The sequence below is a fragment of the Streptomyces sp. NPDC102467 genome, from assembly GCF_044765445.1.
Classification (GTDB): domain Bacteria; phylum Actinomycetota; class Actinomycetes; order Streptomycetales; family Streptomycetaceae; genus Streptomyces.
The window spans coordinates 205,220-218,236 of record NZ_JBIWKA010000004.1 but is presented as its reverse complement, the minus strand read 5'-3'; the positions used below and the strand labels follow the sequence as shown (position 1 = coordinate 218,236).

General features: G+C 70.9%; 12 protein-coding genes. 10 read left to right on the top strand and 2 right to left on the bottom strand.

What is annotated here, in order from left to right; genetic code table 11:
- Positions 1 to 117: 117 nt before the first annotated feature.
- The 9 genes from rpmI to ACIREE_RS09570 all read left to right on the top strand — a co-directional run bounded on the left by rpmI (position 118) and on the right by ACIREE_RS09570 (position 10,287).
- A complete protein-coding gene (gene rpmI / locus ACIREE_RS09610; RefSeq protein ID WP_059419477.1) occupies positions 118 to 312 on the top strand; it encodes a 50S ribosomal protein L35 in 195 nt (64 codons plus the stop codon).
- Positions 313 to 409: 97 nt separating this feature from the next.
- Positions 410 to 796 (top strand): 50S ribosomal protein L20, encoded by a 387-nt coding sequence (rplT, locus tag ACIREE_RS09605; RefSeq protein WP_404148732.1) that lies wholly within the window; start codon positions 410 to 412, stop codon positions 794 to 796.
- A gap of 170 nt (positions 797 to 966) precedes the next feature.
- Positions 967 to 1,797, top strand: coding sequence for a TrmH family RNA methyltransferase (locus tag ACIREE_RS09600; RefSeq protein WP_404148729.1), 831 nt, complete (start codon positions 967 to 969; stop codon positions 1,795 to 1,797).
- Positions 1,798 to 1,929: 132 nt separating this feature from the next.
- Positions 1,930 to 3,048, top strand: coding sequence for an ATP-binding protein (locus ACIREE_RS09595; RefSeq protein WP_404148727.1), 1,119 nt, complete (start codon positions 1,930 to 1,932; stop codon positions 3,046 to 3,048).
- Positions 3,049 to 3,180: 132 nt separating this feature from the next.
- The gene (gene pheS / locus ACIREE_RS09590) at positions 3,181 to 4,308 is read left to right on the top strand and encodes a phenylalanine--tRNA ligase subunit alpha (RefSeq protein WP_404148725.1); all 1,128 of its coding nucleotides are present in this window, start codon (positions 3,181 to 3,183) and stop codon (positions 4,306 to 4,308) included.
- Complete coding sequence (gene pheT, locus ACIREE_RS09585) at positions 4,308 to 6,830, top strand: phenylalanine--tRNA ligase subunit beta (RefSeq protein ID WP_404148722.1); 2,523 nt, start codon at positions 4,308 to 4,310, stop codon at positions 6,828 to 6,830. The genes pheS and pheT overlap by 1 nt, the downstream gene beginning before the upstream one ends.
- Positions 6,831 to 6,940: 110 nt before the next feature.
- Positions 6,941 to 8,074, top strand: a complete 1,134-nt coding sequence (locus ACIREE_RS09580) for a PP2C family protein-serine/threonine phosphatase (protein WP_404148719.1) — start codon at positions 6,941 to 6,943, stop codon at positions 8,072 to 8,074.
- Positions 8,075 to 8,334: 260 nt separating this feature from the next.
- Positions 8,335 to 9,675, top strand: a complete 1,341-nt coding sequence (locus ACIREE_RS09575) for a transcriptional regulator (RefSeq protein WP_404148716.1) — start codon at positions 8,335 to 8,337, stop codon at positions 9,673 to 9,675.
- A gap of 81 nt (positions 9,676 to 9,756) precedes the next feature.
- Positions 9,757 to 10,287 (top strand): NUDIX hydrolase, encoded by a 531-nt coding sequence (locus ACIREE_RS09570; RefSeq protein WP_404148714.1) that lies wholly within the window; start codon positions 9,757 to 9,759, stop codon positions 10,285 to 10,287.
- Positions 10,288 to 10,311: 24 nt separating this feature from the next.
- On the opposite strand, the gene ACIREE_RS09565 is transcribed toward ACIREE_RS09570, so the two are convergent.
- On the bottom strand, positions 10,312 to 10,569 hold the full coding sequence (locus ACIREE_RS09565) for a hypothetical protein (RefSeq protein WP_404148711.1): 258 nt from the start codon (positions 10,567 to 10,569) through the stop codon (positions 10,312 to 10,314).
- 181 nt (positions 10,570 to 10,750) lie between these two features.
- Positions 10,751 to 11,611, bottom strand: coding sequence for a 3-hydroxybutyryl-CoA dehydrogenase (locus ACIREE_RS09560; RefSeq protein ID WP_404148709.1), 861 nt, complete (start codon positions 11,609 to 11,611; stop codon positions 10,751 to 10,753).
- 168 nt (positions 11,612 to 11,779) lie between these two features.
- On the opposite strand from ACIREE_RS09560, the gene ACIREE_RS09555 reads away from it, so the two are divergent.
- Complete coding sequence (locus tag ACIREE_RS09555; protein WP_404148706.1) at positions 11,780 to 12,997, top strand: glycoside hydrolase family 10 protein; 1,218 nt, start codon at positions 11,780 to 11,782, stop codon at positions 12,995 to 12,997.
- Positions 12,998 to 13,017 lie beyond the last annotated feature (20 nt).

The following is a 13,017-nucleotide window of genomic DNA, read 5'->3' as shown; positions in this document are numbered from 1 at the left end:
CGGCGTACAGCCTGTGCGCCACGGATACCCACCGACACGTATGACGTTCCCCCGCTGCCGGTTCGAGCCACGGCGCGAACCGGCAGGGAACGCCACTGACGAGGAGAGAACGGCGCTATGCCGAAGAACAAGTCGCACAGCGGGTCCAGCAAGCGCTTCAAGATCACCGGCTCCGGCAAGGTGCTCCGCGAGCGTGCCGGCAAGCGCCACCTGCTCGAGCACAAGTCGTCGCGCGTGACGCGCCGTCTGACCGGCAACGCCGAGATGGCCCCGGGCGACGCCAAGAAGATCAAGAAGCTTCTCGGCAAGTGACGTACCGGCGCCTCGGCGCCGCGCACGTCACCACCGGGACCTATTCGAATTCGGGCCGGGTGAGTCCAACCCCGGCCCCGCTACAAGGAGTTAAAAAGTGGCACGCGTCAAGCGCGCGGTAAACGCGCACAAGAAGCGTCGGGCGATCCTCGAGCAGGCCAGCGGCTACCGCGGTCAGCGCTCGCGTCTGTACCGCAAGGCCAAGGAGCAGGTCACCCACTCCCTGGTCTACAACTACAACGACCGCAAGAAGCGCAAGGGCGACTTCCGTCGGCTGTGGATCCAGCGCATCAACGCCGCTGCCCGCCAGAACGGCATGACGTACAACCGCCTCATCCAGGGTCTGAACGCCGCCAACATCGAGGTGGACCGCAAGATCCTCGCGGAGCTGGCCGTCAACGACTCCAACGCGTTCGCCGCGCTGGTCGAGGTCGCGCAGAAGGCGCTGCCGGCTGACGTCAACGCGCCGAAGGCTGCGGCCTGACGCTCCGCTGAGCCGGTGTAATCGGACCCGCAGGTCAGCCGGCCTGCGGGTCCGATGCGTTCGGTATCCCGTCTGCCCTCGTCTGCCTTGTGCCGTGCGCCGGTCCGTTGTGGTTGCTCGCGCGGTTCCCCGCGCCCCTTTCGGGGCGCTCCTTTCCTAGGTGAGTTCCTATGGTTGCTGCTCCCGAACTGATCTCTCCCAAGTCACCCCGCGTCTCCGCCGCCCGGCGGCTGGCCAAGCGGAACTTCCGGGGGAAGGAGCGGCTGTTCCTCGCCGAGGGGCCGCAGGCCGTGCGGGAAGCCGCGGCCCATGGGGCGCTCGTCGAGATGTTCGCGACCGTCGAGGCCGCCGAGCGCTACGCCGACATCGTCGCGGAGGCGCGCGGCGCCGACGCCCGGGTGCACCTCGCCGACGAGAGTGTCGTCGCCGACATCTCCACGACCGTGACACCGCAGGGCCTGGTGGGCGTGTGCCGGTTCCTGGACACACCGTTCGAGGAGATCCTCGCGGCCCGGCCCAAGCTCGTCGCCGTGCTCGCGCACGTACGCGACCCCGGGAACGCCGGAACCGTGCTGCGGTGCGCCGACGCCGCGGGCGCCGAGGCCGTGGTGCTCACGGACGCCTCCGTCGACCTGTACAACCCCAAGGCCGTACGCGCCTCGGTCGGATCCCTGTTCCATCTGCCGGTCGCCACGGGCGTGCCCGTCGAGCACGCCGTCGCCCGGCTCAAGGACGCCGGTGTACGCATCCTGGCCGCCGACGGAGCCGGCGACGACGATCTCGACGACGAGCTGGACAAGGGCTCCATGGGCACCCCGACCGCCTGGGTGTTCGGCAACGAGGCGTGGGGCCTGCCCGAGGAGACCCGCGCCCTCGCGGACGCCGTCGTCCGCGTGCCCATCCACGGCAGGGCCGAGAGCCTCAACCTCGCGACGGCGGCCGCCGTGTGCCTGTACGCCTCCGCTCGCGCCCAGCGCGCCCCCGGCGGATGCCGTAGCTGACCTGCGCCGGTCCGCACGCCGGTCCCGCGCGCTCTCTCTGCGTCACCGGTGACTGGTAGTCCGTCACCCCCGACTAGTAGGGTGACGAACTCGGGGCCCACTGTGCCGTTGCGAGAGGTGGGGTACGGGGAAATGACGGTCCGCACCAGCAGGACACCGGGGGTGAGCACACCCCCTGGGGCGGCCACGCCCGGTCCCGCCGGAGCCGGCCTCCACCCCGACGACCTGCCCGACGGACTCGTCGTCGCCGACGAGAGCGGCCACGTCGTCACGTTCAACGCCGCCGCGGAGCGCATCACCGCCGTCCCCGCCGCCGACGCCCTCGGCGCGCCGCTCGACCGGGCGCTGCCCCTGGAGGACCTCGAAGGCCGGCGCTGGTGGCAGCTGACCGATCCGTACGGCGGTCTCGCCACCCGCGTGGGACAGCCCGAGCGGAACCTGCTGCTGCCGGGCGGCCGGGAAGTCCTGGTGACCGCGCGCTATGTGCGGACCCGCCCCACAGGACCCGTGGGCAGCGTTGTCGTGCAGATCCGCGACACCGAGGCCCGGCGGCGCACCGAGCGCAGCCACGCCGAGCTGATCGCCACCGTCGCCCACGAACTGCGCTCACCGCTGACCTCGGTCAAGGGGTTCACGGCGACGCTGCTCGCCAAATGGGAGCGGTTCACCGACGAGCAGAAGCGGCTGATGCTGGAGACCGTCGACGCGGACGCGAACCGGGTGACGCGGCTGATCACCGAGCTGCTCGACATCTCGCGGATCGACTCGGGCCGGCTCGAACTGCGCCGGCAGCCCGTCGACATCGGCGCCGCCGTCTCCCGGCACATCCAGTCCCACGTCGCCGCAGGTCAGTCGGCCGAGCGGTTCCTGCTCCGGGTCGAGCAGCCGCTGCCCGACCTGTGGGCCGACCCCGACAAGGTCGACCAGGTGCTGAGCAACCTGCTGGAAAACGCCGTGCGGCACGGCGAGGGAACCGTCACCATTGACGTAGAGCCCTCCACGACGGCCAGGGAATCGACCTCGGTCACCGTCAGCGATGAGGGCCCCGGCATCCCGGAGGAGTCCATGAACCGCGTCTTCACCCGCTTCTGGCGGGGCAGCAAGCGCGGCGGCACCGGCCTCGGCCTCTACATCGTCAAGGGCATCGTCGAGGTCCACGGCGGCACGATCACCGTCGGGCGGGCGCCCGGTGGCGGCGCCCAGTTCCGATTTACGTTGCCCGTGGCGGCGCCGGCGTACCTCAACGCCTGAGCATCGGCCCCCACGGGCGCATTCACACATGTCACCCCCGGTAGACTCGACCTTTGGCGTTCCCAAGTCCGGGACGGTTCCCCAACGAGTCGGACGGGGCCATCCGCCAGCCAATCGGAAGCACGGGAAGAGATGTCGGCACCGAACAAGTCGTACGACCCGGTCGAGGTCGAGGCACTGAAACCGGAAGAGATCGAGCGCGTGCGGGACGAGGCGCTCGCCGCCTTCGCCGCCGCGGACTCGCTCGAGGCGCTTCAGGAGGCCAAGGTCGCGCACACCGGCGGCACTGCCCCCCTGTCGCTCGCGAACCGCGAGATCGGGGCGCTGCCCCCGCAGGCGAAGGCCGAGGCGGGCAAGCGCGTCGGCCAGGCCCGCGCCGCGGTCGGCCGGGGCCTCGCCGCCCGCCAGACCGAGCTGGAGGCCGAGCGCGACGCGCGCGTCCTGGTCGAGGAGGCCGTGGACGTCACGCTGCCCTACGACCGCACTCCGGCCGGCGCCCGCCACCCGCTGACGACCATGATGGAGCGCGTCGCGGACGTCTTCGTATCGATGGGATACGAGATCGCGGAGGGGCCCGAGGTCGAGGCGGAGTGGTTCAACTTCGACGCCCTGAACTTCACGCCGGACCACCCGGCGCGGCAGATGCAGGACACCTTCTTCGTCCAGGGCCCCGAGGGCACGACGGGCGACGAGAGCGGGGTCGTCCTGCGCACGCACACCTCCCCGGTGCAGGCCCGCTCGCTGCTCGACCGGGAGCCGCCCGTCTACATCGTCTGTCCCGGCCGCGTGTACCGGACCGACGAGCTGGACGCCACGCACACCCCGGTCTTCCACCAGATCGAGCTGCTCGCCGTGGACGAGGGCCTCACCATGGCCGACCTGAAGGGCACCCTGGACCACATGGTCAAGGCGCTCTTCGGCGACGACATGAAGACCCGGCTGCGGCCCAACTACTTCCCCTTCACCGAGCCGTCCGCCGAGATGGACATGGTCTGCTACGTCTGCCGCGGTGAGTCCGTGGGCAACCCGGACCGGCCCTGCCGCACCTGCGGCAGCGAGGGCTGGATCGAGCTGGGCGGCTGCGGCATGGTCAACCCGCGCGTGCTGACCGCGTGCGGTGTCGACCCGGAGAAGTACAGCGGATTCGCCTTCGGGTTCGGCATCGAGCGGATGCTGATGTTCCGCCACAACGTCGAAGACATGCGAGACATGGTCGAGGGTGACGTCCGGTTCACCCGGCCGTTCGGGATGGAGATCTGATGCGGGTCCCGCTTTCCTGGCTGCGGGAGTACGTCGATCTCCCCGCCACCGAGACCGGCCGTGACGTGCAGGCCAAGCTCGTCGGTGTCGGCCTCGAGGCCGAGAGCGTCGAGCAGCTCGGCGCCGACCTCAAGGGCCCCCTCGTGGTGGGCAAGGTGCTGACCATCGAGGAGCTGGAGGGCTTCAAGAAGCCGATCCGGTTCTGCACGGTCGACGTCGGCACCGCCAACGGCACGAGCGAGCCGCAGGAGATCGTCTGCGGCGCCCGGAACTTCGCGGTGGGCGACAAGGTCGTCGTCGTGCTGCCCGGCGCCGAGTTGCCCGGCGGCTTCGCGATCGCCGCGCGGAAGACGTACGGCAAGACCTCGCACGGCATGATCTGCTCCACCGACGAGCTGGGCATGGGCGACGACGGCACGCACGGGATCATCGTGCTGCCGCCGGAGCACGAGGCCGGCACCGACGCCATCGAGCTGCTCGAGCTCGTCGACGAGGTGCTCGACATCGCCGTCACGCCCGACCGCGGCTACTGCCTGTCGATGCGCGGCATCGCCCGCGAGACCGCCACCGCCTACGGGCTGCCGCTGCGCGACCCGGCGCTCCTCGACGTCCCCGCGCCGAACGCGTTCGGTTACCCGGTCCAGGTCTCCGACCCGATCGCCTGCGACCGCTTCACCGCGCGCACGGTCACCGGGCTGAGCCCCGAGGCGCGCTCGCCGATCTGGCTGCAGCGCCGCCTGCAGAAGGCCGGCATGCGCCCGATCTCGCTCGCCGTCGACGTCACGAACTACGTGATGCTGGAGCTCGGCCAGCCGCTGCACGCCTACGACCGCTCGCTCGTCCAGGGCTCGATCGGCGTGCGCCGCGCACTGTCCGGCGAGAAGTTCAAGACCCTCGACGGCGTCGAGCGCACCCTCGACTCCGAGGACCTCGTCATCACCGACGAGCGCGGCCCGATCGGCCTCGCCGGTGTGATGGGCGGCGCCAACACGGAGATCGCGGATCAGACCGATGCTGCCGGGGCCGCCGGGACCACCGACGTCGTCATCGAGGCCGCGCACTTCGACGCGCTCACCATCGCCCGCACCTCGCGCCGCCACAAGCTGTCCTCCGAGGCGGCCAAGCGCTTCGAGCGCGGCACCGACCCGCAGGCCACCTCCGCCGCGGCCCAGCGCGTCGTCGACCTCCTCGTGCTGCTCGCGGGCGGCACCGCGGAGGAGGGCGTCACCGAGGTCATCTCCCCGGGCGCGCCGCGCACCATCACCATCCCGGCCGACCACCCGGACAAGGTCGCGGGCGTCACCTACGGCCGCGAGACCGTCGTACGTCGACTGCAGGAAGTCGGCTGTGACGTCTACGGGCAAGACACGCTCACGGTCACCGTGCCGTCCTGGCGGTCCGACCTGACCGACCCGAACGACCTGGCCGAAGAGGTCATCCGTCTGGAGGGCTACGAGAACCTGCCCTCCACGCTGCCGAAGCCCCCGGCGGGCCGCGGCCTGACCGAGCGTCAGCGCACGCACCGCCGCGTCGGCCGCGTCCTGGCCGGCGCCGGATACGTCGAGGCGCTGAACTACCCGTTCATCGGCGAGGCCGTCTTCGACCAGCTCGGCCTGGAGAAGGAGGACCCGGCCCGCCGCGTCGTCACCCTCGTCAACCCGCTCTCCGACGAGGAGCCCGCCCTCCGTACGACGCTGCTGCCGGGCCTGCTGTCCGCGCTGCGCCGCAACGACGGGCGGGGCAGCCACGACCTGGCGCTGTTCGAGACCGGCCTGGTCTTCCACCCGCAGGACGAACTGCGCATCGCGACCCGGCTGCCCGTCGTCCGGCGTCCCACCGCCGAGGAGGTCGCGTCCCTGACGGCCGCGCTCCCGAACCAGCCCCGGCACGCCGCGGTCGTCCTCGCCGGCGCCCGTGAGCAGAGCGGCTGGTGGGGCAAGGGGTATCCGACGACCTGGGCCGACGCCGTCGAGGCGGCCCGCGTCATCGCCCACGAGGCAGGCACCGAACTCGCCGTGGAGCAGGGCCAGTACGGCCCCTGGCACCCCGGCCGGTGCGCCGCTCTGTACGTCGCGATCGACGGGGTCAAGACCCTCGTCGGCCACGCCGGTGAGCTGCACCCGCGCGTCGTCAAGGCCTTCGGTCTGCCGGCCCGCACCAGTGCCATGGAGCTGAACCTGGACCTCGTGGAGCAGGCGAGCGCCGGGGTCGTGCAGGCGCCGCGGATCTCGACGTTCCCCGTCGCCACCCAGGACGTCGCGCTCGTCGTCGACCAGGGCACCCCGGCCGCGGCCGTGGAGAGCGCGCTGCGCGCGGGCGCCGGTGAACTCCTCGAGTCCCTCCGCCTGTTCGACGTGTACGAGAACGCGGAGCAGCTCGGCGCCGGCAAGAAGTCCCTCGCCTACGCGCTGCGTTTCCGTGCCGCCGACCGCACGCTGACGGTCGAGGAGGCCAGCGCCGCCCGCGACGCGGCGGTCGCCCGTGCCGCCGAGAGCGCGGGCGCGGTGCTGCGCGGCGCGTAACGGCGCAGGTAGGAGCCTGTTGAAGGGCGCATCCGGACCTCCGGGTGCGCCCTTCACTCGTTCGGGTGAGGATTCGCCATGATCCTGGCAGACAGGGGCATGTGGCCATAATGCGTACCAAGACCAGGGCGCCCACCCGTACCTTCCGTACTTCCCTTCGCACCTCCCTCCGCGCGCGCCTCGCCAAGGCCGTCCGCGCCGAACCTCCGCGGTTCCGGCGCGTGTTGACCTGCGGTCTGCCCATGGTCTGGGGCGCCGTCGCCATCACGTACAAGCTGACCTGCCCGCTCGCGTGGCAGAGCGGCCTGGACGCCCGCATCGTGAGCAGTGCCGTCTTCTTCTTGGTGGGCAGCGGGCTGATTCTTCACGTACGACGAGGCCTGACGCGGGAGCTGCGGGACATCAAGGCCGTCGCGGGCGCCGCCCAGTCCGCGCTGCTGCGACCGCTGCCGCCCCGGCTCGACGGGCTCGCCCTGGCCGCGGGCCGGCTCGCCGCCGACCGCGGCGCCAGCGTCGGCGGCGACCTGTACGACGTCGTCGCCACCGATCACGGCGTCCGCGTGGTCATGGGGGACGTGCGCGGACACGGGCTCGGCGCGCTCGCCACCGTGGGCGCCGTCCTCGGCAGCTTCCGCGAGGCCGCGCACGACGAGCGCGAACTCGGCTGCGTACTCAGGAGGTTGGGGCGGACCCATGCACGGCATCTGCGCCAGAGCGCGCGTGCCGAACACCCGGCCGTCGCGGGGAGCGATCCGGAGAACGCCGAGGAGTTCGTGACCGTGCTGCTCCTGGAGATCCGGGCGGACGGCGCGGTGTACGCCCTCAACTGCGGCCACCCCTGGCCGTATCTGCTGCGGCCCGGCGTGGTGCGCTGCGCCGAGCCGATGGCCGGCGGCGACCCGCTGCCGCCGCTCGGCCCGTTCCCGCTGCCCGCCGAGCTCGTGCCCGTACGGTGCGGACGGATCCTGCCGGGAGAGGGGCTCCTGCTGCACACCGACGGCATCGAGGACGCCCGCGACGCGCATGGCCGGTTCTTTCCCTTGCAACGCGAGCTCACCGAGACGGTGCGCGGCCGGCCGGTCGTGCCGAAGGCCGTCATCAACGCCGTGTACGAGCGGCTCCTCAGCCATGTCGGCGGACCTCCCGGCGATGACGCCACGCTCCTCGTGCTGCGCAACGACCGTGGATACGTACCCGTCCAGCACGGTGAGCCCGTCGTGCGCACCGCTTACACGGTTCTCTGACCTCACGCACCGCCAGGGGCGTCGCCCGCCCGCCGCGGGGTTGTGGGCAGGCGAGCGGGCGGACGACGCGGGATCGATCGGACCGCCGTCTGAATGAGGGGGAGCCGACGGCCCGGCCGGCCTCTTGCGAGGCACTTCAGTCAAGCGGGGGGAATCCGGCCACAACAGAGTGCACGGCGCCCGGAGTTGGGCATTCCGATCACACCCCGTGTGAAGGCGTCGGGACTAGGCTTGGAATACCGAGCCAACGGAGGGCACCCATGCAGCCCAACACCCTGCTCGACGCGATTCTCGACGAAGCCGGGATCTCGCATGCGGGCCTTGCCGCGCACGTGAACCACGCGGGCAGAGCCCGCGGGCTCGCCCTGCGCTACGAACACACCGCCGTCGCCCGCTGGCTGAAAGGCCAGCGGCCGCGCGGCCAGGTCCCGGACCTGATCTGCGAAGTGCTCACCGGACGCCTCCAGCGGCACGTCACCCTCGACGACATCGGTCTCGGCATCCCCGGCGGGCCGGCCGCCCCGCACAGCTCCTCGCTCTCCGGTTTCGTGGAGCGCGCCACCGCCCTGTGGCGCTCCGACGAACAGCAGCGGCGCCACATCCTCGACGCCCCGGCCGTCACCGGCACCCCCGCCGTGATGCCCGTGTGGGAGTGGGAGAACCCGCCGGAGGACACCGATGTCTCGCGCGGCGGACGCCTTCTGGTCAGCCCCGCCGACATCGAGATGATGCGGTCGGCCCGCACCCACTACGAGCAGATGTACCGCAAGGCGGGCGGCGTCGGGACGCGGACCCGCATCGTCGGCTTCCTCAACGCCGAGGCGGCGCCCCTGCTGCGCGGCAGGTACACCGATGCCACGGGACGCCAACTGCACCGCGCCACCGGCGGGTTGGTCGCCATCGCAGGCATCTGCGCGTACGACTCCGACGCGCACGGCCTCGCCCAGCGCTACTTCCACCAGGCTCTGCGGCTGGCAAAGGCCAGTGGGGACAGGGGACTTGGGGCGTACGTGATAGCGCTGCTCGTCAACCAGTCGCTGCACATGCGCGAGCACCGCCAGGCCGTCGCCTTCGCCGAGGCCGCGCTGCGTGCCGCAGGTCGGCACATCACCCCGGCGCTCGCCTCCGACCTGTACGCGATGCAGGCGAAGGCGTACGCCCACCTCGGCGACGGCACGAGCGCCCTGGAGTGCATCCGGCGTGCCGAGTCCGCCGCCGGGCGCATCCGGCGCGGGCGCGAGCCGGACGAGACGGGATACGTCCAGCCCGGATTCGTCAACGTACAGATCGCGGAGGCCCTGTTGAGCCTCGGCGACTACGCGTCGGCCAGGGAGCACGCCACCGAGGCCGTGCACACCCCGGCGCACGACCGGGGCCGGGTGCACCGGCTCGCCGTGCTCAGCCAGATCCAGCTCCGCCAGGGCCAGGCCGAACAGGCCGTGGCCTCCGCCGTCGAGATGGCCGAGACCGCGCGGGGGATGGAGTCCCAGCGCCTGCGCGACAGACTCCGGGCGGTCCGCGAGCACTTGGTGCGCAGCGGCTGCGCCGGCACGGCCGAGGCCGCCGAACTCATCGACGGGGCGCTGCGCGTACCGCTCTGAACCCGTTGAACCCTTAGCCAGGACGCCCGGGGCCGCCGCTGCTGCGATATTGCCATCAACTAAGCGGAAGGTGGCAGAACCGTGCAGTGGACGAAACAGAACGAACAAACTGTGTATGAAAACCGCTGGTTCAGCGTCAACCTGGCCGACGTTGAGCTCCCGGACGGCCGGCATCTGGACCACTTCGTCATACGGCTGCGGCCGGTGGCCGTCGCCACGGTGGTGAACGAGGCGAACGAGGTGCTGCTGCTGTGGCGGCACCGCTTCATCACCGACAGCTGGGGATGGGAACTGGCGGCAGGCGTCGTCGAGGACGGCGAGGACATCGCGTACGCGGCCGCCAGGGAACTGGAGGAGGAGACCGGCTGGCGGCCGGGACCGCTGCGCCATCTGATGAGCGTCGAACCGTCGAACGGCCTCACGGACGCCCGGCACCACATCTACTGGACCGATGAGGGAACGTACATCGGCCACCCCCAGGACGACTTCGAGTCGGACCGCAGGGAATGGGTCCCGCTCAAACTCGTCCCCGACATGATCGCTCGCGGAGAGGTCCCGGCCGCCAACATGGCGGCCGCGTTACTGCTGCTGCATCATCTGCGGCTGGGCTGACGCCTCCCGCACAGCGCCCGCACTCTAACGCCCGAGCGCCTGCCATATCGTGATGGCCAGTGCCCCGACCGTGGTCAGTGCCGCGACCGCGGGCAGGGGCCAGCGGGTGTGCTCGAGTGCGGCGATCCGCGCGTTCAGATCGTCCTGATCCTTGACGGTCTGATCGTCGCGGTGGGACAGCAGGGCGAGTTGGCCGTCGACTCGGGTCAGTCCTACCTCGACAACACGGCGTAACTCCGCGAGTTCTTCTGGGACCACGGAATGCTCCGGGTCGGTGGTCACTGGGCCGCTCCTTTCCGTAGCGTCACATCTTTGATGTGCGCATTGGAAGTCAACTCGCCTGGTGGACGCGGCGGGAGCGTGTGCGAAAGGCATATGCGAGTCCCCCGCTCACTCCCCGTGCGAATGAAGTGGGCCCGGTGCTCCGAAGAGCACCGGGCCCACTGGCGAGCACGGAGTGTGATCAGGGGTAGGTGTAGAAACCCGAGCCGGACTTGCGGCCGAGGCGGCCCGCGTCGACCATGCGCTGGAGCAGCGGGGGAGCGGCGTACAGCGGCTCCTTGTACTCGGTGTACATCGAGTCCGCGATGGAGGCGATCGTGTCGAGACCGATCAGGTCGGAGAGCTTCAGCGGGCCCATCGGGTGGGCGCAGCCCAGCTCCATGCCGTTGTCGATGTCCTCGCGGCTGGCGATGCCGGACTCGAACATCCGGATCGACGAGAGCAGGTACGGCACGAGGAGTGCGTTGACCACGAAGCCCGAGCGGTCCTGGGCGCGGATCGCGTGCTTGCCGAGGATCTTCTCCACCAGGGCCTGGGCACGGCTGATGGTGCCCTCGGACGTGGTGAGCGCCGGAATCAGCTCGACGAGCTTCTGCACCGGGGCCGGGTTGAAGAAGTGGATGCCGATCACGTGGTCCGGGCGGGACGTCGTCACGGCCAGCTTCACCAGCGGGATGGACGAGGTGTTCGAGGCGAGGATCGCGTCGCGCCGGGTGACGACCTGGTCGAGGACCTGGAAGATCTCCGTCTTGACCTGCTCGTTCTCCACGACCGCCTCGATGACGAGGTCACGGTCGGAGAACTCGCCCAGGTCCGTGGTGAAGGTGAGCCGCTCCTGCGTCTCGGCCAGCTCCTCCTCGGTGATCTTGCCGCGCTCGGCCGCCTTGGCGAGGGAGTTGAGCAGCCGGGTGCGGCCGATCTCCAGGGCTTCACCGGTGGTCTCGGCCACCATCACGTCCAGGCCGCTGCGGGCGCAGACCTCTGCGATCCCGGCGCCCATCTGGCCACAGCCCACCACGCCGACGCGTGTGATGTCAGTCAAGGTGTCTGTCACCCTCTGCCTTTCGCTGTTCGTCCGGGGTTGCCGGCAGGCAGGATCCTCCCGGGGCTTTCGGATCTGCACGTTACCCCGTAGACATGGGACGGGTGGAGCCCGGGTTAACGGCTGTTCATCCCGGCAACACCGTGGCACAGGAATCAGGGGGGAACCATGGGACGTATCTCACGTCGAGCCGTGACGATCGGGGCCGCGCTCACGCTGGCCGGACTGACGGCGGGGGACGCCGTCGCCGGAGGACCGCACCGGGGCCGCCCCCGGCACGAGATGCGGGGGATGTGGCTGGCCACCGTCGCCAACCGCGACTGGCCTTCGCGCCCGGGGCTGACCGTCCCCGAGCAGCGCGCGGAGCTCCTCGCGCACTTGGACACGGCGGTACGCCGCCGCCTGAACGCGGTGATCTTCCAGGTGCGGCCCACGGCCGACGCCCTGTGGCCGTCCCCGTACGAGCCCTGGTCCGACGTCGTCACCGGCACCCAGGGCCAGGACCCGGGCTGGGACCCGCTGGGTACCGCGGTGACCGAGGCGCACCGCCGCGGCCTCGAACTGCACGCCTGGTTCAACCCGTACCGTGTCGCCAATCACACAGACCCGAGCCGGCTGATCCCGACGCACCCGGCGCGCGTCCACCCCGACTGGGTCGTGCCGTACGGCGGGAAGCTGTACTACAACCCGGGACTGCCACAGGTCCGGCGCTTCGTGCAGGACGCGATGCTCGACGCCGTGAAGAAGTACGCCATCGATGCCGTCCACTTCGACGACTACTTCTACCCGTATCCGGTCGCGGGCCAGACCTTCGACGACGATGAGGCGTACGCCACGTACGGCGGCGGCTTCGTGGACCGGGCGGCCTGGCGGCGCGACAACATCGACCGGCTGGTCCGCGAGACCGCGCACCGCATCAAGCGGACCCGGCCCCGGGCCCGCTTCGGGATCAGCCCGTTCGGGGTGTGGCGCAACAGGGCGACCGATCCCGAGGGGTCCGACACGACGGCCGGGGTGCAGACGTACGACGACCTGCACGCGGACACCCGCAGGTGGGTGCGTGAAGGATGGATCGACTACATCTGCCCGCAGGTGTACTGGAACATCGGCTTCGCCGCCGCCGACTACGCGAAGCTCGTGCCGTGGTGGGCCGACGCCGTGCGGGGCACCGGGGTGCGCCTCTACATCGGCGAGGCTCTCTACAAGGCGGGCGATCCGGCGCAGCCCGCCGCATGGCAGGACCCCGCGGAGCTGTCGCGTCACCTCACCTACGCGGCAGGCTTCCCCGAGGCCCGCGGGCACGTCTTCTTCTCCGCGAAGGAGGTCGGACAGGACCGGATCGGCGCCATGGCCCGGGTCGTCGCGGACCACTACGGGAGGTACTGAGTACCGGAGCTACTGAGTAC